Consider the following 22,668-nt stretch of genomic DNA (forward strand, 5'->3'; position numbering starts at 1 on the left):
GCCCCACTTCAGGGGCTTAGTTCTGATTATTCATTGTTGTGCGTTGGCTTGCGCGCCTGCGAGTTTGCGTATGGTTTGGCGATAGGTTAGGTATGCGGAAACACCAGCTAACAGGTTGCCGATACAAGCGCCTAAGAGTAAACCTCGGATTCCATTCATTTGAGCGCCAACCCACAAGCACGGTAGGAAAAAGACAAACAAGCGCAGCGCTGAAATGGTGAGCGCGGTGTAAGATTTGCCTAATGCATTACAAAGAGAAACCATTAGCATACAAACCCCTAATGAACCCAAACTGATCGGCACTATCAGTAAATGCATTTCCAAGACTTGCTCCACTTGCACATCACTTGTCATCAATAATGCGAGTGGGTTTGCGACGGCAAATGTAATGGCAGCAATCAAAAGTTGGAAACCTAGAATGAATTTTACGGCAATACTGACGAGCCTTTGGATATCTTCATAGTTCTTTGCTCCAAGTAAGCGTCCAACCATTGGAGGCATAGACATTGTCAGCGCCAAGACCGAAACGATAGCAAAGAACTCATAGCGTGAACCAAGCGCCCAAGCGGCGACTGCTGCGGTTCCAAAGCTTGCCAATAATTTTGTTGCTAGCATGGAAGACAACGGTGGCAGCAGTTGGCTAATCATCGCAGGGCCCATAATGTTACCGATAGATGCAACACTTTTGGCTACGTTAAGATCTTGCCATTGTGTCGTTGCCCAGTGATTCTTTTTCACGCGAGGAGCGACGACTAAAATACCAAACCCAAAAGCGACGATGGTTGCTATTGCCGCTCCGTTAATACCCAAGTCAAACGTGAAAATAAATAGCGGATCGAGTACAAGGTTCACGCCGCTGGTTATCATCATCATTGTGCCAGGTAACATTGTATTGCCATTAGCTCGGCAGATACTGTAATAAAAATACAAAACCGCACCAGTCCATGAGCTTAATAACCACCAAGGCCAGTAACTGTCGATTATCGGCATAACAGATTCTGGAGCGCTTAATAGAGCTAAAATGGGGTAGCGCAAAAGCCAAATTAGCCCGCCAAAAATAGCGACACCAATTGAGCCGATCATCAATACCAATCCGCCAAGTTGTTTGGCATACTGGCTTTCATTCGCCCCAAGAGCTTTAGAAATGACCGCTGTCGTTGCGATCCCTAGACCGACTTGAATGCCGATAATGACCATTTGCAAAGGCAGAGTGAAACCTTGAGCGGCTAACGGTAAAACGCCGAGCTGACCGATAAACGCGCTATCCACAAGCTGAAAGCTCATTAAAGACAGAACGCCAAAAAGCATTGGCCAGGTCATCGTAAATAATTGTTTTGCAAGCGTTGGTTGTGTACTTGTCGTAGTTGAAGACATAGAAAGCTGAATGCGTTAGGAATAAGAGTTAGATTGATTGTACACGGCGGTTAGTTTAGAGACAAAAATAAACCCCGAGGAAGATATTCTTGCTCGGGGTTCGAAAATCTAGCTTACGCGTTTATTTTTTGCCGCTAGTTTGCTTGTCTTCTTCAGTCAGCTCACGAATGCGACGGCTGATGTCACGACGTGCTTTAGAGATCTCAGCGCTTTTAATGATGTGGTCATCAACACGATCTTCATAGTCTGCTTTCATATTTTTGATGATTGCGACGATTTCATCGTGAGTCATTTCTGGTTTGATGTAGTCTAGAAGGTTTTCTAGAAGATCAACACGTTTACGGTTATCACGAACTTTCTTCTCGTTATCAAGAAGCTCACGTTTTAGTTTGTTTTTACGACGAGCTTGGTTAACGATTTCAAATACGCTACTCATAGTTCTCTTTCCTAATTTTATGAATATCTTCCTCGATTAAAGCACAACATCCAGTGGCATAACAGTCTTTAGATCAATAGCAATGCAGAGTTGAACATTTCTCAACCAATTGCGCTGTGTCCATATAATCGTGCTGCTTTCTTCGAGTTTTGGCCAACATTGTAGAATCCATCGATTCATTGTCATAACGTGACCTTCACTATATTATCAACACCATTGAATGCAAAATGATGAACTTGATATGGACTCTGGTAACACTGCGGAGCAAGTAAATAGTCAAGATAATGAGCAAGTCACTCGCTCTGTGGCTGAAAAGTTAAAAACGGCGTATATCAACGCTCGCGAGCAACTCGAAATCATCGAAGTTGAGCTTAATCGTTCAAAAATAATGATGGTCGACCAAGATGGCAATTTGACGAGAGTGCCGATTCTCTCGGAGCATTGATACCTGACCCTATTCGTAAGGGGTGTCAGGTCTTACGCTATGCTTTAGCCTGACACCAACACCTGAACCGCTAACGCTTCTTGCACTGCTGTGTGAATTTATGGCGTATGATTTCGAAGCGATTTAGGTACAAAGTCAAATGCAAAAATAATAAGGAAATGCATTATGAAAGTTGAGCTAACGGCAATTGAAGCACGAGTTATTGGTTGCTTGATCGAAAAAGAAGTCACTACCCCAGATCTTTACCCCCTCAGCCTAAACGCATTAACCAACGCGTGTAATCAAAAAAGCAACCGTGATCCCGTGATGTCACTCTCTGAGTCAGACGTTCTCGATGCCGTTGATGCTCTTATTGAGCGCAGGCTCGTCAGTGACGAAAGTGCGTTCAACAGCCGCGTCAGCAAGTATCAACACCGTTTCTGTAATACGGAATTTGGTGATTTAAAGCTGACAGAGCAGGAGAAGGGCATTGTATGCTGTATGCTTTTGCGCGGTGCTCAAACACCTGGGGAAATTCGTACTCGTACTAATCGTCTCGCGACATTTCATGATGTAAAAGAAGTGGAAACGGTCCTTGAGCATTTAGCAAGCGAAGAGAAAGGACCATTAGTGGTCAAATTACCACGTGAGGCTGGTAAGCGGGAGTCGCGTTATATGCATTTGTTCTGTGGTGATGTTGATGCGTCCGAACTTGCAGCGCCTGTGTCTGCTGCAAGCTCGAGCTCCGATCGAGTAAGTCAGCTAGAGCTCGAAGTCGCTCAGCTGAAAGAAGAGCTGGATGAATTAAAAGCTAAGGTTGAGTCACTGCTTTCATGATGGAAAATACAACGCAGCGTTGGAGTGTCTACCTGATACGAAATAACCGCAACGCGTTGTATTGTGGTGTTACCAATGATGTTGAACGAAGATTCAATCAGCACCAAACCGGAAAAGGAGCGAAAGCTTTGAAGGGAAAAGGCCCTTTGGTATTGGAATGGTCATCGGATTTTGAGTCAAAGACGCTTGCCATGCGAGCAGAGTACTATATTAAGCAACTAACTAAAGCGAAAAAAGAGCTGCTCGTTATGTCAAAAGCAAATATTGTCGTCGACGAACATCAACAAATGATGTTAGAGATAGTGGCACTCTGATAAGCCCTTGCTACGCAAAGATACACGGAAACCGCCTATGTCACATTGGCGGTTTCTTTTTGTTTTTGGAGTACCATGTAGGAATAAACTGACGCATAATGGGCTGGTGTTCTGTTTAAAGGGCCTGAGTATGAAAAGCGCGAAATGTCTCTACGTCATCGAGACAAAGGAAGCGACTCAATGTACTTTATTTGCATCCACTCAGACCAAGAACCAATTTACTATTGAAACAGGCACTAAGAGGAAGGTAGATTACAAGAGTATAGGATGACTCGGCTAGGTAATGAATAGAGCTGAATTAGGCTCATAAAAAAGCTAAAAGAGCAGTAGATGAAAAAAGCGTTAGTATTCTCCCTGATTTCAATGGCCGCTTTTGCGCCGAATGTGCAGGCCACCCAAGTTCTTAATGGGTATTGGGCATATCAAGAGTTTTTAGACCAGTTTCCACAACAGAAGCAGCTAACTAGTGCGTTGGCTGAAGTGGTAAGAGAAACCCCTGTACCCGTAGCAAAAGACAAGAAGCGTCCACTGAAAATTTCTGTTGTTTATCCAGGGCAGCAGATCTCTGATTATTGGATTCGAAACATCGATGCGTTTGAAAAACGCCTAGATAAGCTTGATATCGACTATCAACTAAATCAGGTGTTTACTCGTCCTAATGCAGATATAAAGCAGCAAAGTTTGTCTTTAATGGAGGCGCTGAAAAGCAACTCCGATTACTTGATCTTTACTCTAGATACCACAAGACATCGTAAGTTTGTTGAGCATGTCTTAGATTCAAAGAAAACCAAGTTAATTTTACAAAATATCACCACACCTGTCAGGGATTGGGAACATCATCAACCGTTTCTTTATGTTGGTTTCGACCACGCAGAAGGAAGTCGTGAATTGGCCGTTGAGTTTGGCAAGCGTTTCCCTAAACATAGCCACTATAGTGTTCTCTATTTCTCGGAGGGCTACATTAGTGACATCAGAGGCAACACTTTTATCAACCAAGTGAACCGCGATAACCAGTTTGAACTACAATCTGCTTACTACACCAAAGCAACAAAGCAATCTGGGTATGAAGCTGCAAAAGCCAGTTTGGAGAAGTATCCGGACGTTGATTTCATTTACGCGTGTTCTACCGATGTAGCATTAGGTGCTGTTGACGCTCTTAAAGAGTTAGGTCGTGACGATGTCATGATCAATGGTTGGGGCGGCGGTTCAGCAGAGTTAGAGGCGCTTTCTAAAGGGGAGTTAGACGTTACCGTTATGCGTATGAACGATGATACAGGTATTGCAATGGCTGAGGCCATTAAGTGGGATTTAGAAGGAAAGCCAGTTCCCACCGTTTACTCTGGTGATTTTGAAGTCGTTACCAAATCGGACTCTCCAGAAAGAATTGAAGCATTAAGAAAACGTGCATTTAGATACTCAGATAATTGATGACAACTACATCAAAAACAAGAAAGCGTCGCTCACTGTCGACGCTTATTACCAAAATAATTATTCTCGTACTTGCTCCGATCATTCTAGGCATCTTTGTTCAGAGTTATTACTTCTCGAAGCAGATTATTTGGCAGGAAGTCGACCGAACCAAGCAGCAGACCTCTGCCCTGATCCTGAACATTTTTGATAGCCATTTTGCAGCGATTCAGATTCATCACAACAGCAATTCGAAAAGTGATGTTGTATTGGATTTTTATACAGAACGTGATGAAGAGGCACTCAATTACTTTTTCATGAGTATTGACCAGAGTGATCCTTCCCATACACCGGAGTTTCGTTTCCTAACCGATCATCAAGGTATTATTTGGGACGATGGCAACGCGCATTTCTATGGCATCAACAACCTGATACTTAGCCGACTTGCCAGTCAGGTGACCTTTAGCAACAACTGGTATTATCTACCCTCACAGACCCCGATGGGAACTCGCCATCTGTTACTTCGTCGCGTACCCGTTTTACAACCTAAAACCGGTGAAGTGATGGGGTACTCTTACAATGTTGTTGTTTTAGATAATAACTTTGGGTTGATGGAAAGGTTAAAAAATGAAGGCAACGTCGACAATGTTGTGTTGGTCGCTAACAACACACCATTGGCAAGCTCATTAGTAGGAGATGAGGCTTATCAAATATTTGACGTACTCAAACGACGAGAGTCCCAGCACAAGCTTGACCAATTATTGATCATCAAAACCCCTATTGAGGTAAATGCCGCCGAGACTGACTTGTGCTTGCTTACTGTGCAAGACAATCAGAGCGTGGTGACATTGCAAATCCAACACCTGCTAGCAATGCTAGCCTCAGTTATCGGTATGGTCATGATTGCGCTAATGACTAAAGAATGGATCGAGAATCGTGTAGTTGAAGAGTTAGGATCCCTGATGGCATATACCCGCTCGGCTCGTGAAGAAAAAGGATTTGAGCGTTTTGAGGGGTCAGATATTGAGGAATTCGATCATATTGGTTCGACACTAGAAAACACTTTTGAAGAGCTTGAAGCACAAAAGCGGTCTTTCCGCGACCTGTTTAACTTTGCGTTATCACCTATTATGGTGTGGTCTGAATCGGGTGTACTTGTCCAAATCAATCCGGCAGCACGCAAAGAGTTAGTCATGGAAAACGATGTTGAAACCATGCACCCAGTGTTCAAAGGTTTCAAAGAAAAGTTGATGCCACACCTTCGCATGGCGGCTCAGGGAGCTACGTTGACAGGCGTTAATGTGCCAATTGGAGACAAAGTATATCGCTGGAACTTATCGCCGATTCGAGTTGATGGAGATATTAGCGGTATTATTGTTCAAGGTCAGGATATAACCACGCTTATTGAGGCGGAAAAACAGAGTAACTTGGCGCGCAAAGAAGCAGAAAAATCTGCTCAAGCCCGTGCCGACTTTCTGGCTAAAATGAGCCATGAGATCCGAACGCCAATCAATGGAATTTTAGGGGTTGCTCAATTGCTAAAAGACTCTGTGGAAACAGAAGAGCAGAATAACCAAATTGACGTACTTCGGCATAGTGGTGAGCACTTACTTGCTGTTTTGAATGATATTTTGGACTTTTCGAAGATTGAGCAGGGTAAGTTTAATATCCAAAAGCACCCGTTTTCTTTCACTGATACAATTCGAACGTTAGAAAACATTTATCGTCCTATTTGTGAAAGTAAAGGCGTCAACCTTGTCATTGAAAACAAAATAGATCCCAATGTTGAAATCTTTACTGACCAAGTTCGTCTGAACCAAATTTTATTCAACCTAGTCAGTAATTCTGTGAAGTTTACGCCCTCGGGTAGCGTGCGCTTGCATGCGGAACTGGAGCAGTTCTATGGTGCTGACAATAGCGTGCTGGTCGTGGAAATTACGGATACAGGTATCGGCATCGAGTCTGACAAACTCGACCAAATGTTCGAACCTTTTGTTCAAGAAGAAGCAACAACGACTCGAGAATACGGTGGTAGTGGCTTAGGGCTGACCATTGTGAAGAGCCTTGTCGACATGCTGGAAGGTGATGTTCAAGTCCGCAGTCAGAAAGGTTTAGGAACGACTTTTGTCATTACAATGCCAGTGAAAGATCGTGAGCGAGTACTCACCCCTCTTGATTCGAGTTTGCGAGTTAAGCCAGGTGAACTATTTGCAGAGAGTCTCAAAGTGTTGTTGGTAGAGGATAACCATACTAACGCATTCATTCTAAAAGCGTTTTGTAACAAGTACAAAATGCAGGTTGATTGGGCGAAAGATGGGTTAGAAGCAATGGAATTCTTAAAAGATCATACTTACGATTTGATACTGATGGACAACCAACTTCCGCATCTTGGTGGAATTGAAACGACCAAAGAGATCCGACAAAAGCTAAAACTAGGCACGCCAATTTATGCGTGTACTGCTGACACCGCGAAAGAAACCAGTGACGCCTTTATGGAATCGGGTGCGAATTACGTGCTTCTCAAGCCGATTAAAGAAAATGCGCTCCATGAAGCATTTGTGGATTTTAAACAGCGGTTCTTAGTTGAGCGAACATAAGGAATTGGCTCACTACGGGATAATCCAATTATTCATTATCTGAAAAGCACAACACCATGACTGTGGGTTGTGCTTTTTTGTATCTGACCCTTTTACTCTTATACAAATCAGACTTTATTGGTCTCGACGTTTGTTGTGTACATCGCTGCATTTCAAATTCAAACATCGTGTTGTGTTACTTAGATTTCTGCCCCTTCACTGACGCACCCAACGTGATTTCAATCACAAAAAGATATTTACTTAGCGTGCTAACTATTTTATATTACTTAGCACGCTAAGTAATTGAGTAGATCTTATGATTCAAGACATCAACAGTTTGCGAGACCTTTCTCTGGCTGAAAAATTATCTCGTGTTGCTCGTTTGTGGAAAATGGTTGCAGATCGCGAGTTAGAGCCTTTAAACCTAACGTATCCGCGTTGGACTGCGTTATGGAAGCTTTATCGAATGGGTGACAACATCAGTCAGAAGCATTTGGCTGAAGCGCTTGAGATCGAGTTAGCGTCGTTGATGCGAACATTAAAATTATTAGAAGAGCAATCTCTGATCGTTCGCCATTGCTGTGAACACGATAAGCGAGCACGTATTGTTAGCCTCACAGAAGAGGGGAAAACCCTACTAAAGCAAATGGAGGCTCGAATTCTTCAAGTTCGAAGCAAGCTCCTAACGGACATCAACGACCAGGAACTTCAGCAGCTTTCATTGATTCTTGATCAGATTGCTCACAATGCGCTTGATTCACTTAGCGAATAAGTCAGAAAACCGAATAAAAAGAGAAGTAAACGCCTATGACTCCAGATCAAAAATTCGCACGTTGGATCAAATATTCTTGCGTCGCGTTTGTCCTTGTCTTTGCCTATTTTCTAGTTGCAGATCTCGCCATGCCGTTGACGCCTCAGGCAATGGCAACGCGTGTGGTAACTAAAGTGGCCCCCCGTGTGAGTGGGCAGATTACACATCTTTATGTTGCCAACAACCAAGAAATAAGCCAAGGCGATCTACTATTTCAGATTGATCCCCAGCCTTATCAGCTCGCCGTAGAAAAGGCTCAACTTAACCTTGAGCGTGTGATTCAAAACAACGAACAACTTGATGCTTCTATTGCGGCGGCAAAAGCAGACGTTGAAGCGAGCAAAATCGTGGCGGAACAAAAAGTTCGCGAAGCGAAACGTCTTAATACCCTGTTTCACCGTAATGGTACTTCGCAACAGCAGCGCGATGACGCACAGAGCAGTGCAACGGCAGCTAAAGCGAACTTACTGGCCGCACGTGCTCGTTTAAAAGAGTTGGAAGTAAACCGCGGTGATTTAGGCACGACGAATGTGAATATCCGCGTAGCGCAAAACCAGCTAAAACAAGCGGAACTTAATCTGTCTTACACTCAAGTCTCGGCGGAACATGATGGCGTTGTCGCTAACTTGCAGCTGGAGACGGGGGCCTATGCGGCAGCTGGTACACCTCTTGTCGCTTTAGTCTCCGATGACGTGGATATCATTGCCGACTTTCGTGAAAAGAGTTTACGACACTTTAATCAGAACAGCCGTGCGTTAGTGGCTTTTGATAGCTTGCCTGGTGATGTATTTGAAGCTCGTATTACGAGTGTGGATGCCGGGGTCAGCTCGGGTCAGTTCGATGCGGATGGTCGCTTAGCAACACCAACTGACTCAAACCGTTGGGTGAGAGACGCGCAGCGCTTACGTTTACATTTAGCTATCGATGAGCCTCAGCAGCGTGCATTTCCAGCAGGGGCACGAGCAACCGTGCAGTTGTTGCCAGAAAACGCATTATCTGGCTGGTTAGCGAGATGCCAGATCCAATTCTTGAGTCTTCTTCATTATATTTATTAACGAGGAGGCGATATGAAGTTATGGGACCACCCCATGTCGGAAAACGACTTCCGTCAGTGTTTGCGCATTGCAACTGGTGCGACCATTGGTTTCACTTTATGTAAAGTATTTGGTTGGAACTATGGCGTATTCTTTACTGTAACCCCGATGCTGTTACTTGGAATGGTGCCAGTCATGAGTCTACATGCCGCACGACAACTGATTTTTTCAGCGGTTGTGTGTGGATTAGAAGTTGGTGTTCTTGGTGGGTTATTTGGTGGGCACCCTGGCATGATGACAATCATTGCATTCGGGTTGTTTCTGTATAAATTCGCCTGTATGTCAAAAGGGAGCTTATTCTTATTTGGAGCGAACAGCGTACTGAGCTTAAGCATCATGCTGCATTTTGCGAGTTATCCAACCACTGACTTAAATGACCTAATATTTAGCAATCTGCAAGCGAATGTTATTTCAGTGATCGTTGCTTATGTGGTGACATTTTTGATTCCCGATGCGGAACCTCGTCAGCCACCAGCGAAACCGTCGCAGCCTAAACAGAGTCATCGCATGCGTCATGAAGCCCTTATGGGGGCGAGTATCGCTACAATGTCTTTCCTTGTATTCCAGCTATTTGACCTCAGTGACTCTATGTCTGCTCAGGCGACAACCTTGCTTTTATTGTTTCCTATGCATTGGAACGGTGCTTTAGGGTATGCGCGAAAAAGAGCAATGGGGACCTTGATGGGGGTGACCTTTGGTGTTGTCGGACAACTTGTATTATACGATTGGTCGGATACCTTATTGTTTATCGTCCCATTGCTTTGGATTGGTGCGATGATGTTCAGTTATATGCACGTGAAAGAGTCTAGCGGTTCGGGAGCCGGATTTGGCGGTTTAACCACATTAGGCATTTTGTTCGGCCAATATCTTACTCCGGATGGTGACTTAATGTTCAGTGCGCTGTATCGCGTGAGCAGTATTTTGTTTGCTATTGTTGCGACGCTGCTTGTGACCTATACGGTTCACAGAATACTCAACAGCTTTGAGGCGACGCGCTTTAGCGAGCAGTAAGTTCAGACGTTACTGGTTAGAAAGGATTGCTCCAGTAACTCTGTTTTTAGTTCGTGAGTCATCGCAATGGGACTGGCAAACTTAATTCCAACTACCCATCCCTTCACCAATTTCTTAATGTTGGCAATGACACATCGATTTTCTTCTCCGATATAGTGGCTTAACGGGCATTCGATGGTAACACTCTCACCCACGTTGAATTCGGGCTCAACCAAGGTTGATATACCAACACCTGCTAGAGAGAAATCGATAAGGCTGCCGTCGTAGACATTCCCTGCATGAATAACGTTACAGTCCATTTGCAACTTGTAACGCTCATGTTCCCGAACTGGTTTGGTTGCAAATGTTCCTGGAATGCGGATAAACAAAAGGGGGGATGGTCGAACGGTCGTCGTCAGCACGCTGGACTTAAACGCAATGACATGGCCTAACTCCGTATCTGATACACCACGCACGATGATATCGGCGTTGGGGAGTTTTCTCATCACTTGCTCTTCAAGCAAACGCATTGGTATATCAAGAATCAAATAAGCATTTTCTTTCATCCCAAGATAAGTGGTGGAATACGTATATTGATCCTTAGGCCCAAATTCGAAATTAGTAGAAAGTTTCATTCCCGGTTTGAGAAACCTATGCAGTTCATCTTTAGTATGAGTGGCTGGCATCACATTGGCGTTTTAATTTTTAGTTAAGCTGAGGCTATCAAAACGCCATTTTGTTATTCAAGATAGTAAGGCATAAGTTTTTGTAAAATCATCGCTATCTGTGAAGTGGTGGGCGATAAGTTTGGCTCATTCCACCTTTCATAAAGATTTGGCTTGCCACAATACTGCCGCATGTGACCAACATCAGCGCTAACCAAGTGAGAGAATCTGGTTGTTCACCAAAAATTGGAACGGCAAGAAGTGTCGCGACGACTGGAGTTAATGAACCAAAAGCAGCGCTGGCTTCGGCACCGATGATCCTAATTGCATAAATGAAAGTGAAAGAAGCGATTAAACCTGCGCCAACACCTTGTAGCATCGCGTGGCCAAATAACTCCTCCCATGGCCACTGGCTGAAAGGTGTTACCACCAAATAACTGTCTACCCACCCGAAACCAACGGCGATGATGAGTAGAGCCAAAGACGCGATTGCAACGAATCCTGCACAGACGTGTGCATTAAGATTAGCGACACGAGCGCTGATGGTGAAAGCAGCCCACATGATGCTGCCAGTTAGAAACAGGATATGCCCTTGCAACTGAGACCAGTTGTACTCTGCGCCGCTATTAGAAAGAAGGAATACGAAAATCCCTAACAACACCGTAGAAAGCCCGATTAAGCGGTGAGCACTCAGCGACTGTTGATAACAAAGTACCGCGATAGCAGAAACAAACAATGGCAAAGTGCCAGGTACTAATGCACTGCCGTGCGCCACGGGAGCGAAATGCATAGCCGTTCCGACGACCAGAAGATAGGGAAGGCCGCTTCCAACCACAACACCAACCAGGTAGCGTTTAGGCACTACGCGCAGCGACTGTTTATGCTTAATCACAAATGGTAATAAAATTATACTTGGGATTAGAAAGCGAACTAACGCGATATCGGCTGGCTGCAAGGCAGAAATTGCGCCCCCTTTTAAAGAAATAAAGAAACCAGACCAAAGCAGTAAGGTCGTTAATATAGCTGCGTATCCCAAGATCATTATCGACATGTCCATTTGTAAATGATGTGTTAATTGTTGAATAAAACTCTTGCAAAAGGGAGGCAAAGTTTGACGTAATTAGGCTTGATGTTGGTGATAAATTGCGTATAAGTGTTAATTGTTGGTGATTAAAGGCATGGAAGAATAAATGGATAAAATTGACAGGCAACTTATCAACCTAATGCAGAAGGATGCCACTCTGACAACGGCAGAACTTGCTGACCAAGTAGGGCTATCGGCATCACCTTGTGCAAGACGCATTAAGCGTTTGGAGCAGGAAGGTGTAATAAGTGGTTATCGAGCTATTGTGTCCAGAGACACTGTAGGCATCGCGATGACTGTATTTGTTGAAGTGAGTTTAAATAACCACCAAGCTTCTTCGATTGATGAGTTTGAACATGCCGTTGTTGAGATGGATGAAGTGATCTCATGCCATGTCGTATCAGGGGCCTATGATTACCTGTTAGAGGTGGTCAGTAAAGATCTCGCTGGTTATGAAACATTTACTAGAAAGTTACAGCGATTAGAAAATGTGAAAGATATTCATACCCACCTGGCGATTAGACAAGTGAAAGGAAATGGCAGTTTGCCGATTTATGCATAAGAAAGATGAAATTTTTCGATAGACTTAAGATTGCCCACTATCATCGAAAGCGATATAGACAGTTTGGTAAAGACAGAGCCCGAACTCTGGGATGGGCAGATAAGTATAGTCAGATCAGCCGTTTTGAGGCGTTGTGCCGAGGGTTAACGTTAGACGGTTCAAGTATTTTAGATATTGGGTGCGGCTACGGAGACTTGTTAGCGTTTATCGAACTTATGGGGGGGCTTCCTCAAAGCTATATTGGCATTGATCAGCAAAAACAGTTTATCTCTGAAGCCAGAAAACGAGATTTTCGTACGCAAAGTAAGTTTATATGTGGCGACTTTTCAACGTTGGTATTGCCTCGTTGCGACTTTGTTTTTGCTTCCGGATCATTGAACTATCAATCCACCAACCCAAATCATACCATTGAAATGATTGATAAAATGTACCGAGCGACAGAGAAAGGTTGTGTGTTTAACTTGTTGGATGAATCCAAACTACCCAGCATGAAAATGTTAGCGTCGCACAATAAAGAAGGTGTCTTTCGCTATTGTCGGTTGCTGTGTCCGAATACACGATTGATTGAGGGGTACTCCGAGCACGACTTTACGATTGCCATGATCAAAAAAGCGGGGTCCGTTTCCTGACTCCGCTTTATAAATTCTTAAGCCTTATTGGTTTTTGTATTGTGAGATTTCACAGTTACCTGTGTATCTATCAACCTTGAATGAGAACGCGGCTGAATGGTATTCCCTCCCATCACTCCATATTGTTTCTCCGAAGATTTTACAAAGATCCAAATCACTGATTGAACCGAACTCTTTTACGTGCCTAACTACTGACAAAAACTTGGCTTTGGTAGCATTAGGACATTCCCTGTTACTTAATCGATTGATAACCATGTTTGTAGCATCATCTCCAGCCAAATGTGACTTTTTATTAAATTTTATTAATGGCTAAACTAACCAAAAAATGTCCATAAGTAAAGCATTAATGTGACGTATGTCTCTATAAATTGATTGTCTTGGTCATGGTTTAGTCAAGTTTGTCAAAGAGAACAATCCCATTATTTACATTTGATATCATTCACGACTAAGGAAAGAAAAAAGCACGAATAACGTCCAATATTGGAGTGAAAAACCAACATCGTCTATTCAAAACTGGCTCTGTTTTTACTTCGAAACATCTTGAGCGTATTGAAGCGCTCGAGCTTCTTTATCATAGACTTGTGACAGAGTTTGATATTGTGAAGAGAGGCGCTTGTAATCTTCAGCAAGTTCCAAAGCGTTGGTGTTATACCATTCCGCAGTTATTTGATTGACGGTTTTGTTTGACTCGCGGCACTTTTGGGCCAGGATCTCCCACCCATTAGCTGACCATTGGGATTGTGTGCTCAATTTAAGCAGTTGATTCGCTTTAGTTGTGAGCTCTTCTTTGTATTGAATCGATGCTTTTAATTGCGCTTTGAACACATTTTGGTTCGACTTGGCACGCCAAAGTAGCACGAGCTCATGCAGTGAAAAGGTTTCGGACAATAACTGACGCTGTTTATGTTCGGTTAAAAGTGTATTGAATACCTCAACATGCTGATTGTAATTGGACTCTAAACGATTGAATTGGGTAAGATTGTCATTCCACGACGATGGGTTACATTGAATATTGGCGTGCCCCGTTATCGGGAACAGAAGAAATAGTAGTATCCAATTGAGTCTGTTGATCATTATTGCTCGCGTTAGTTGACCTGCTCTTTTGAGTATATACCCAAATTTCTACGACATGCGTGCTGCTGGTGGGATAAGAATAAAGAATGAAAAGGAAAAGGGCATGAAGAAAATTCTCGTCGCATTGATTGTCATGCTGTTGCTCGGCGGAGCGGGGGCTGGATACTATTTCTTCTTTATGCAGAAAGATGAACCTGAAGCACCAAAGGCTACACAAGTCGAGCAATCGTCACTGCAAAAAGAAACATCCAAACCGATTCTGGATTTAGAAGCCGCTCCCCCGGAAGTTACCGAGTACTACGTTATTGAGCGTCGTGTCAATGTTTACAACAAGCCTAACCTTAATGCTTTAGTTGTCGATACGCTCTATAAGGGAGAAAAAGTATCGGTGTTAGAAAAAGTAGATGGGTGGTACCGAATCTCCGGCTATCTTGTCTATGAAGAGGGTGGAGAAGAAAAAGCCGAATGGTTGAATGCTGAAGGGTTATCGGATGCAGAGCCAGTTATTAAAGAGCAAGAGCGCTTAGAGATATTGGATGAATACCTACAGAAGTCGGATGATTTAAAAGTTCACTTGGATATTTTCCGTAAGAAAACACAGCAATTGTTAGACGATGAAACCTGTGATCCGAGTGATTTTGAGGAGCTCGGGGGTTGGGTGCGTTCTGTGACGTTCAAAAAGCGCAACGTTTACTTCATCTATTGTGGCGGTTTGGAGCAAGAGAATAAGATCTACTTAGATGTTGATAAGGGCGATATTTTTTATCGATAACTCACCACCAATTACACTCGTTCTCTAAAGACGTTTTGATAAATGCAATAACGATGCAAACCTGAAATCAGAGATTTATAACTTTTTAGTTGTGAACCATAATCAATAGGAATACTATCAACGAGTCAAGTGACCTAACTTGGCTCTTTGTGTTTTTAGTGAGTTCCTATGCCTTGGATTTACCTTAGAAAGTTGATTTTGCTGCTATTTGCAATGGTATTGCTACCAGTGCATGTATCTGCTGCGCAAATCGACCACAAGGCTCACGTACCGCACTTTTCTAAGCTACAACCTTTTGTAGCCGTAAGTGTATCGCCAAACTCTTCCGTCGATTTTTCTGAAGTTTCAGAAGAAAGCTCTCAATCTCCAGTATCTGAAGGCCATGCAAGTCTCGATTCCGTTGCTTTGTTTAACTCTCAGCGCTGGACGTCTTACTTACGGGAAGGGCTTGATGACGAGCACGTAGATTTTGTCGGCGATCTCACTACTCCGTTTTACGCTGATGCGGGTTACGCATACAGCTTGATGGACATTAACTGGCGTCACAACCAGTCCACATTTTATCATTTCACAAGCGATCATCGCATTTCTGGTTGGAAAGAGACCAATGCCATGTACGTCGCACTCAATAGTCAGTTCTCTGCCTAAACACCATCTATTTGCACCATTGTGCACTCTTAACACGACGATTGTATTCGACAGGACGTGAGCGTTCTGAGCATTTCATACCCTGAATTTATTCTGGGAGCATCTGTCGTGTGTTAAGCCTTGTTATTAAAAGCTTCACTTCATCGTGAAGGGATGATGTTTACATGAAAAAAACACCAAAGCAGCAAAAGAACAGAAAGCTGATGAATCACTACTCAGCTTGGAAATATGTCGTATTAATCACGACGGTCATTATCTTAACTTTAAGTGCGATCCCAACTTGGTTTGGCGAACAGCCTTCTATCCAGTTGACGTTTTCGGAGCAAAACAACAGTGAAATGTCGGTTGTTCATCTGAATCAACTGCTAAAAACCAACCATATTTCAGCCGACAAAATCATCGAAAAAGACGGCAAAACAACCATTGTATTCGATGGTGAAGATGCGCAAAGTAAAGCTCGTGCGTTGTTAAACAAAGAGCTAAATAAAGACGACAGCATCACTTTCTCATACGTATCGGTTGCGCCAGAATGGTTGAATGAGATGGGCTTTAGCCCAATTAAGCTCGGTCTTGACCTTCGTGGTGGCGTTCAGTTTTTGTTGAATGTTGATGTGAATAAAGCGTTTGAAGAACAACGTGATGCGTTGATTGATGAAATCAAAGCGAATCTACGTGATCAACGTGTTCGTGGTGTGCAAGTTCGAGCAGAAAGTGGCAACCGAATTACGGTAAACAGTGACAGCGAGCAAGCATTGTCGGAAGTGAACAATTTCTTGCGTCAAAACTACCCGGGCTGGATTTCAAAAAGTTCATCTCGTGGCTTTGTGCTTGAACCGAGTGAACAAAATATCCAAGAATTTCAATCGTCGACTCTTCAACAAAACCTGAAGATCATGCGTGGTCGTATTGAAGAACTTGGTATCACAGAAGCACTAGTGCAACGCCAAGGTAAAGAGAGCATTCGAATTGAGCTCCCTGGTGTACAAGATCCTGCTCAAGCGAAAAACGTTATTGGTGCAACAGCAAGCTTGGCGTTTTATGAAGTGAAAGATGCGAGCCAAGCACACAGCAGCCAAGATCTTGTTCTTCAAGACAATGACGGTCGTACGGTGATTTTGGCAAAACGACCAGTCCTAACGGGTGAGCACATCGTAAACGCTCGTGCTGGTGTCGACAAAATGGGTATGTCAGAAGTAAATATTTCTCTTGACCACGCTGGTGGTAAGAAAATGAGCGACTTCTCAGCAACTCACATCGGCAAGCCAATGGCGACCGTTTACCGAGAGTACAAAACAAACGATCGCGGTGTAACTGAGCGTAGTGAGCGCGTTATCAGCGTCGCGACTATTCAATCTCAACTTGGTAGCCAGTTCCGTATTACTGGGGCAGGTAGCATGGACGATGCGCAGCAGTTGGCGCTATTACTTCGAGCGGGTTCACTAACTGCGCCGGTTACTATTGTGGAAGAGCGTACTATCGGTGCTTCTCTGGGGGCAGAAAACATTGAAAACGGTTTTGCAGCACTGGCTTTAGGTATGGGACTAACACTGACCTTTATGGCACTTTGGTACCGCCGCTTAGGTTGGGTAGCAAACGTGGCGCTTTGTGCCAACATGCTTTGTTTGCTTGGCTTAATCGCCTTGTTACCAGGAGCGGTTCTAACGCTTCCGGGTATTGCCGGTTTAGTGTTAACCGTCGGTATGGCAGTAGACACCAACGTTATTATCTTTGAACGTATTAAGGACAAAATGCGTGAAGGCCGCAGCTTCGCTCAAGCGATTGATCTTGGCTTTGACAGCGCATTCTCGACCATCCTTGATGCCAACATTACTACCATGATCACCGCCGTGATTTTGTACGCCATCGGTAATGGCCCAATCCAAGGCTTTGCCTTAACACTCGGATTAGGTTTGTTAACCAGTATGTTTACAGGCGTATTTGCCTCTCGAGCAATGATCAATTTAATTTGGGGCCGCGATGCCCGTCGTGATGTGAGGGTTTAATCATGGTCGAAATGCTAAAACAAAATATTCGTAAAATTCGCTACTTTACTACGCTAGTTTCCATCATTTTAACGGTGATCGCGATCGTCGCTCTAGGCTTTAAAGGGTTGAACCTAGGTTTGGACTTCACTGGCGGTATGGTGACAGAAGTAAAGGTAGATAAGCAGCTAACTAACCATGATTTGCTTGACGTTCTGCAACCAAAGCTTGGTGAATCTGCGTCAGTGACACGCTCTGGTGAAGATGGCCGTTGGGTGATTCGTTACTCTGCGCCGGAAGATGGACAAACGTTGCCAAGTGTAGAAGAGGTGTTGAAGCCAATCTCTCACCAAGTTGATGTTGTCAGCAACAGTATAGTTGGCGCTCAAGTTGGCCAAGACTTGTTTGAACAAGGTGGCTTAGCATTGTTGATTTGTGTCTTGAGTATTCTCGGTTACTTGTGTTTCCGTTTTGAGTGGCGTTTAGCGAGTGGTTCACTGTTTGCTTTGGCCCATGATGTGATCTTAGTGCTTGGCTTCTTTGCAATTACTCAAATGGAGTTCAACTTAACCGTTTTTGCTGCTGTGCTGGCGATTTTAGGTTACTCATTGAATGACTCGATCATCATTGCAGACCGAATCCGTGAGCTGTTGATTGCGAAGCAGAGTTGGAAAACAGAAGACATCAATGACCAAGCTGTTATTGCGACGTTTTCACGCACTATGGTGACATCTGGTACGACATTGATCACTGTTGGTGCATTATGGATTATGGGAGGAGCGCCTTTGGCTGGTTTCTCAACCGCCATGTTTATTGGCGTTCTGTCGGGTACATGGTCTTCGATTTCGATTGGTACTGTGCTGCCGGAGTGGTTGAAACTGGAGCCGAAACATTATCTTCCAGTTGAGATTGACGCAGCGCCGTAGCATTATTTTTAAGGTAAAAGTGCTTGCGCCACTCATCTTGAGTGGCGCTTTTTTGTGCTTATTTCACGCGCATCAAGCGATGTTTCACAAGTCCCAAATCGAACTCTAAGACTTGTGAGCGCTTCATTGCTTCGACTTTATTCAACATCGACTCTTGGTAGCCTTTCTTCTTCATCCACTGAAGAGGTACAGAGAAAGCATCTTCATTAACGACATAAGACTCGCCTTTATGCTCACCGCTATAGACGTTCACAACCCAAACTCGGGCTTGAAAGTCCAATACTTCACCCATGACTTTAGCGATTTTATTCAGAATATTTTTCATTGTTTCCAGTTTGCCTTAGCTTAGTAGCAACCAGACACCAACTCCCATCATTAAAGTGCCTGCGATACGGTTCATTAGACGTACATTCTTAGACTGACCTAATACGTGTTTCAACCCTTTACCACCAGTAGCGTACAGAGACATGCAAATGAACTCAAACAGTAAAATAATGGAGACAAGTATGATCAGTTGCGGTGCAAGCGCTGCGTTTTGGTCTATAAAAGGCGGTAAAAGAGAAATCATAAATGCCCAGCCTTTTGGGTTTGCGATTGCGGTAACGAAGCCTTGCATGATCAGTGTGATATTGTCACTCTTTGGTGTTTCTAAGTTGTCGACATTAATCGCAAGTTTCCCTCGCGATCGCCACATTTCAACACCAAGATAGAGTAAATAACCGCCACCAATGAACTTTAACGCGATAAACATCCAAGGATAATTGAGCATAATCGCAGCGATACCTAACACCGCAGAGACTGACACCAGCGCAACACCGAGAAGCTCTCCTATCATCATCCATAACGTGCGACGATAACCGATACTCATACCTAACGTTAGGGCGAGAGTCATGCACATACCAGGCGTGATTGAGACAAAAAAGAAAGTAGGGATGAACATACTGAGCAATGCAAGATTCATATCTGTTGATGATTTAGTGATTAAAGAGAAGCCACAAAGATAGTGCAAAGTGGAAAAGGATGCTACTACAAAGCGAACGATTACTTTCACTAGTAGCTAGTTGATGTTCTTCGAATATATAAATTTAAAATGAAATTATATTTTAATCTATGCGTCATAATAGTGCGTATTGCACCAGTATGAGACAAGCTCTTATATCATTTTTAGATTAAATATATTTAATTTATTATATTTTATCGGTATTAATCATCACTGTATTAAAATAATCGAATTGATAACTAAATTATCATTAAATGCAGTAATTAAATGATATGTTTGATAATTATTTTTACTGATAATTGAATTATTATTCTAATCTCAAGTTTGTTGTAATCATATAGGCTTAAAATTCAGATCTTAAATCATGACATAATGTAACGTCTACCATTCTGTATGTAAGTGCATGATATTTAATAATTATGTTTCTATTTCTGTTGGTGTGGCTTTTGTGGAAGTGTGATTTAAAACAATGACTTATGTAAAATTAACCATTTTATAACATTTCACGGGTAATGAGATCTAAATCAATCTTATGCAATTGGGTGAGTTTTTTATTTGAAATGTAATATTTCTAGGTTAACTTAAAATAAAGGCAGCACGGGATTGGTTGTCAAAAGAATAAATAAACACGTCAGTTGGTGAACTATTTCATCAGTGTATTAAGTTTGCTTTTTAAATGCCGTTAAGAATGGAGTCTTCAATGAAGAAAGTCGCTTTGATCACTGGATCAAAAGGCGGAATTGGTTCTGCTATTTCCTCTCAATTAGTCAATGACGGTTACCGTGTAATCGCTACTTATTTCACAGGTAACTACGAATGTGCGCTGGAGTGGTTCAACAGCAAAGGGTTTACGAAAGATCAGGTTCGCCTTTTTGAGTTGGATGTAACAAACACGACAGAGTGTGCAGAGAAATTGGCGCAATTGCTTGGGGAGGAAGGAACCATTGATGTTGTTGTCAACAACGCAGGAATCACACGTGATGGCGTGTTTAAAAAGATGACTGCGCAAGCTTGGAATGATGTCATCAATACTAACCTCAATAGTTTATTCAACGTTACGCAACCCCTCTTTGCTGCAATGTGCGAAAAAGGCGGTGGTCGTGTCATCAATATCTCTTCAGTCAATGGTCTTAAAGGGCAGTTTGGTCAAGCAAACTACTCGGCGGCGAAAGCTGGGATGATCGGTTTCTCTAAAGCCTTAGCATACGAAGGTGCTCGCTCGGGTGTGACAGTTAATGTTATCGCTCCGGGTTACACGGGTACGCCAATGGTTGAGCAAATGAAGCCAGAAGTGCTGGAATCCATCACGAACCAAATTCCAATGAAACGTCTTGCGACACCAGAAGAAATTGCAGCATCAGTGAGCTTCTTGGTCAGCGATGCGGGCGCCTACATCACCGGAGAGACTTTGTCGGTGAACGGCGGCCTATACATGCACTAAGGAGAGAAGATGATGGAAAAAGTATTTATCGTAGCGGCGAAGCGTACTCCAATTGGTGCTTTTGGTGGCAGCCTGAAAAATACTTCTGCTGGCGATCTGGCAGCAGTAGCGATTAAAGGCGCGTTGGAAGCGGCAAAGTTGCCTGGCGACAAGGTTGACGAAGTGATTGTTGGCAACGTTGTTGGTGCAGGTCAAGGAATGGGTGTTGGCCGCCAAGCGGCACTGTTTGCGGGGGTTCCTGAATCTGTTCCTGCATATGGCGTAAACATGGTTTGCGGTAGTGGCATGAAAACGGTCATGGATGCCGTGTCCCATATCCGTAGTGGCGATGCTGAGATCGTTGTTGCAGCGGGTGTTGAAGTCATGTCGCAGATTCCGTTTGCTGCACCAAGCAGCATTCGTGATGGCAACAAAATGGGCAATCTGGAGCTAAAAGATCTGCTCGTAGCGGACGGTTTAACCGATGTTTACAACCAATATCACATGGGTGTGACGGCAGAAAACGTAGCAAAACAAATCGGCTTAACTCGCCAGCAGCAAGACGAATACGCGCTGTCTAGCCAACAGAAAGCGGTAGCCGCTATCGAAGCTGGCAAATTTCAAGACGAAATTGTGCCAGTGGAAGTAAAGCAACGCCGTGAAACCGTGATGTTTGATACGGATGAATACCCAAAAGCGAACGCGACAATGGAAGCCTTAAGCAAGCTACGTCCTGCTTTTGACCGCGAAGGCACTGTGACTGCGGGTAATGCATCAGGTATTAACGATGGCGCGAGTGCGATTATCGTTGCATCTGAAAGCGCAGTTAAAGCGCATGGATTAACGCCGCTTGCTGAGATCGTAAGCTATGCGCAATCGGGTCTTGATCCGAAGATCATGGGCCTAGGTCCTGTTGAGTCGGTCAATAAAGCACTCGAAAAAGCAGAACTCAGTGTACACGACATCGACGTTTACGAGTTAAACGAAGCATTTGCAGCGCAAGCACTTGGCGTGATTCATCAGTTGGCGGAAACAAACCAAGTTCCAGTTAACGCGATTCAAGATAAAGCGAACTTTAACGGTGGTGCTATCGCGCTAGGACACCCGCTTGGTGCTTCTGGCAACCGAATCTTAGTCACGCTGGTTCACGAGCTTCATAAGCAAAATGGTCAATATGGCGTTGCTTCACTTTGTGTGGGCGGCGGCATGGGCACGGCTGTGGTTGTAAAGACAGTTAAGTAATTATTTAAACGGACATTTTTAATTCTTTCTCTAGGAGACAAACCATGTACACAGATTTCTTCAAAACATTTAGCGATCAAACTGAAAAAAATCTAGAACCTTACTTGAAGTTCAACAAGCTAGTGACAAAAAACGTAGAAGTGTTGACCGAGCTTCAATTGAACGCCATTCGCACATACAGTGAAGTGGGTCTAAACCAGATGAAAGCAGCGACAGAAATCAAAGACGTAACGTCATTGACTGCTTTCAACAGTCAGCAACTAAGCGTACTTACTAAACTTTCTCAACAAATGATGGATGACAGCAACAAGCTTCAAGCGATTGCAAAAGAGTTCAAAGAAGACGTTGAGAAAATGACTTCGGAAAATCTAAAGACTGTTACTCCAGCGTAATTTGTCCGA

Annotated in this window: 24 protein-coding genes; 17 read left to right on the forward strand and 7 right to left on the reverse strand. The window is 43.6% G+C overall.

Going from position 1 to position 22,668, the window contains the following annotated elements:
* Positions 1–30 precede the first annotated feature (30 nt).
* Both R7M72_RS00290 and R7M72_RS00295 read right to left on the reverse strand, forming a co-directional pair.
* Complete coding sequence (locus R7M72_RS00290; protein WP_318055973.1) at positions 31–1,374, reverse strand: MATE family efflux transporter; 1,344 nt, start codon at positions 1,372–1,374, stop codon at positions 31–33.
* Between the two features lie 121 nt (positions 1,375–1,495).
* Positions 1,496–1,810, reverse strand: coding sequence for a DUF496 family protein (locus R7M72_RS00295; protein WP_005373603.1), 315 nt, complete (start codon positions 1,808–1,810; stop codon positions 1,496–1,498).
* A 220-nt stretch (positions 1,811–2,030) separates the two neighbouring features.
* On the opposite strand from R7M72_RS00295, the gene R7M72_RS00300 reads away from it, so the two are divergent.
* The 8 genes from R7M72_RS00300 (at position 2,031) to R7M72_RS00335 (ending at position 10,284) form a co-directional block, all read left to right on the forward strand.
* The gene (locus R7M72_RS00300; protein WP_005385630.1) at positions 2,031–2,255 is read left to right on the forward strand and encodes a hypothetical protein; all 225 of its coding nucleotides are present in this window, start codon (positions 2,031–2,033) and stop codon (positions 2,253–2,255) included.
* Between the two features lie 165 nt (positions 2,256–2,420).
* On the forward strand, positions 2,421–3,071 hold the full coding sequence (locus R7M72_RS00305) for a YceH family protein (RefSeq protein ID WP_005373594.1): 651 nt from the start codon (positions 2,421–2,423) through the stop codon (positions 3,069–3,071).
* Positions 3,068–3,385: a GIY-YIG nuclease family protein gene (locus R7M72_RS00310; RefSeq protein WP_053304534.1), complete on the forward strand. Its 318-nt coding sequence runs from the start codon at positions 3,068–3,070 to the stop codon at positions 3,383–3,385. Before R7M72_RS00305 ends, R7M72_RS00310 begins: the two co-directional genes overlap by 4 nt.
* Positions 3,386–3,715: 330 nt before the next feature.
* Positions 3,716–4,813 (forward strand): autoinducer 2-binding periplasmic protein LuxP, encoded by a 1,098-nt coding sequence (locus R7M72_RS00315; protein WP_005385634.1) that lies wholly within the window; start codon positions 3,716–3,718, stop codon positions 4,811–4,813.
* Positions 4,813–7,389, forward strand: a complete 2,577-nt coding sequence (gene luxQ / locus R7M72_RS00320) for a quorum-sensing autoinducer 2 sensor kinase/phosphatase LuxQ (protein ID WP_017635176.1) — start codon at positions 4,813–4,815, stop codon at positions 7,387–7,389. The genes R7M72_RS00315 and luxQ overlap by 1 nt, the downstream gene beginning before the upstream one ends.
* Before the next feature lie 295 nt (positions 7,390–7,684).
* Positions 7,685–8,140 (forward strand): transcriptional regulator SlyA, encoded by a 456-nt coding sequence (gene slyA, locus R7M72_RS00325; protein ID WP_017635177.1) that lies wholly within the window; start codon positions 7,685–7,687, stop codon positions 8,138–8,140.
* A 35-nt stretch (positions 8,141–8,175) separates the two neighbouring features.
* A complete protein-coding gene (locus R7M72_RS00330) occupies positions 8,176–9,234 on the forward strand; it encodes an HlyD family secretion protein (RefSeq protein WP_262689005.1) in 1,059 nt (352 codons plus the stop codon).
* A gap of 12 nt (positions 9,235–9,246) precedes the next feature.
* Positions 9,247–10,284, forward strand: coding sequence for a DUF2955 domain-containing protein (locus R7M72_RS00335; RefSeq protein WP_065275183.1), 1,038 nt, complete (start codon positions 9,247–9,249; stop codon positions 10,282–10,284).
* Positions 10,285–10,286: 2 nt separating this feature from the next.
* Here R7M72_RS00335 and R7M72_RS00340 read toward each other — a convergent pair whose 3' ends face one another.
* Both R7M72_RS00340 and R7M72_RS00345 read right to left on the reverse strand, forming a co-directional pair.
* On the reverse strand, positions 10,287–10,949 hold the full coding sequence (locus R7M72_RS00340; protein ID WP_262689007.1) for a flagellar brake protein: 663 nt from the start codon (positions 10,947–10,949) through the stop codon (positions 10,287–10,289).
* A gap of 94 nt (positions 10,950–11,043) precedes the next feature.
* Positions 11,044–11,970, reverse strand: a complete 927-nt coding sequence (locus tag R7M72_RS00345) for a DMT family transporter (protein WP_017635181.1) — start codon at positions 11,968–11,970, stop codon at positions 11,044–11,046.
* 148 nt (positions 11,971–12,118) lie between these two features.
* On the opposite strand from R7M72_RS00345, the gene R7M72_RS00350 reads away from it, so the two are divergent.
* Both R7M72_RS00350 and R7M72_RS00355 read left to right on the forward strand, forming a co-directional pair.
* Positions 12,119–12,574 carry an Lrp/AsnC family transcriptional regulator gene (locus R7M72_RS00350; RefSeq protein ID WP_005373581.1) on the forward strand — a complete coding sequence of 152 codons (456 nt, stop codon included), beginning with the start codon at positions 12,119–12,121 and terminating at the stop codon, positions 12,572–12,574.
* A gap of 5 nt (positions 12,575–12,579) precedes the next feature.
* Positions 12,580–13,203, forward strand: coding sequence for a class I SAM-dependent methyltransferase (locus R7M72_RS00355; RefSeq protein WP_262689008.1), 624 nt, complete (start codon positions 12,580–12,582; stop codon positions 13,201–13,203).
* A 525-nt stretch (positions 13,204–13,728) separates the two neighbouring features.
* Here the strand turns inward: R7M72_RS00355 and R7M72_RS00365 are convergent.
* Complete coding sequence (locus R7M72_RS00365) at positions 13,729–14,277, reverse strand: hypothetical protein (protein ID WP_064354859.1); 549 nt, start codon at positions 14,275–14,277, stop codon at positions 13,729–13,731.
* A gap of 103 nt (positions 14,278–14,380) precedes the next feature.
* Between R7M72_RS00365 and R7M72_RS00370 the strand changes: the two genes are divergently transcribed.
* The 4 genes from R7M72_RS00370 to secF all read left to right on the forward strand — a co-directional run bounded on the left by R7M72_RS00370 (position 14,381) and on the right by secF (position 18,605).
* The gene (locus R7M72_RS00370) at positions 14,381–15,049 is read left to right on the forward strand and encodes an SH3 domain-containing protein (protein WP_005373574.1); all 669 of its coding nucleotides are present in this window, start codon (positions 14,381–14,383) and stop codon (positions 15,047–15,049) included.
* 168 nt (positions 15,050–15,217) lie between these two features.
* Positions 15,218–15,697 carry a hypothetical protein gene (locus tag R7M72_RS00375; RefSeq protein WP_005373572.1) on the forward strand — a complete coding sequence of 160 codons (480 nt, stop codon included), beginning with the start codon at positions 15,218–15,220 and terminating at the stop codon, positions 15,695–15,697.
* Between the two features lie 164 nt (positions 15,698–15,861).
* On the forward strand, positions 15,862–17,700 hold the full coding sequence (gene secD, locus R7M72_RS00380; protein WP_086047504.1) for a protein translocase subunit SecD: 1,839 nt from the start codon (positions 15,862–15,864) through the stop codon (positions 17,698–17,700).
* 2 nt (positions 17,701–17,702) lie between these two features.
* Positions 17,703–18,605 carry a protein translocase subunit SecF gene (gene secF, locus R7M72_RS00385; RefSeq protein ID WP_005373567.1) on the forward strand — a complete coding sequence of 301 codons (903 nt, stop codon included), beginning with the start codon at positions 17,703–17,705 and terminating at the stop codon, positions 18,603–18,605.
* A 58-nt stretch (positions 18,606–18,663) separates the two neighbouring features.
* Here secF and R7M72_RS00390 read toward each other — a convergent pair whose 3' ends face one another.
* Positions 18,664–18,930, reverse strand: coding sequence for a hypothetical protein (locus R7M72_RS00390; protein ID WP_017635186.1), 267 nt, complete (start codon positions 18,928–18,930; stop codon positions 18,664–18,666).
* A 15-nt stretch (positions 18,931–18,945) separates the two neighbouring features.
* Entirely contained in the window at positions 18,946–19,566 is a 621-nt protein-coding gene (locus tag R7M72_RS00395; RefSeq protein ID WP_158155841.1) for a LysE family translocator, read from the reverse strand.
* Positions 19,567–20,305: 739 nt separating this feature from the next.
* On the opposite strand from R7M72_RS00395, the gene R7M72_RS00400 reads away from it, so the two are divergent.
* From R7M72_RS00400 to R7M72_RS00410, 3 genes are read left to right on the forward strand one after another with little or no spacing between them, the layout of a single operon-like run.
* On the forward strand, positions 20,306–21,046 hold the full coding sequence (locus R7M72_RS00400; protein ID WP_005373555.1) for an SDR family oxidoreductase: 741 nt from the start codon (positions 20,306–20,308) through the stop codon (positions 21,044–21,046).
* 12 nt (positions 21,047–21,058) lie between these two features.
* Complete coding sequence (locus tag R7M72_RS00405) at positions 21,059–22,267, forward strand: acetyl-CoA C-acetyltransferase (protein WP_054574713.1); 1,209 nt, start codon at positions 21,059–21,061, stop codon at positions 22,265–22,267.
* A gap of 44 nt (positions 22,268–22,311) precedes the next feature.
* Complete coding sequence (locus R7M72_RS00410; RefSeq protein WP_005373550.1) at positions 22,312–22,659, forward strand: phasin family protein; 348 nt, start codon at positions 22,312–22,314, stop codon at positions 22,657–22,659.
* The last annotated feature ends 9 nt before the right edge of the window (positions 22,660–22,668 follow it).

The sequence above is a fragment of the Vibrio sp. YT-18 genome (genome assembly GCF_033337345.1).
Classification (GTDB): Bacteria; Pseudomonadota; Gammaproteobacteria; order Enterobacterales; family Vibrionaceae; genus Vibrio; species Vibrio alginolyticus.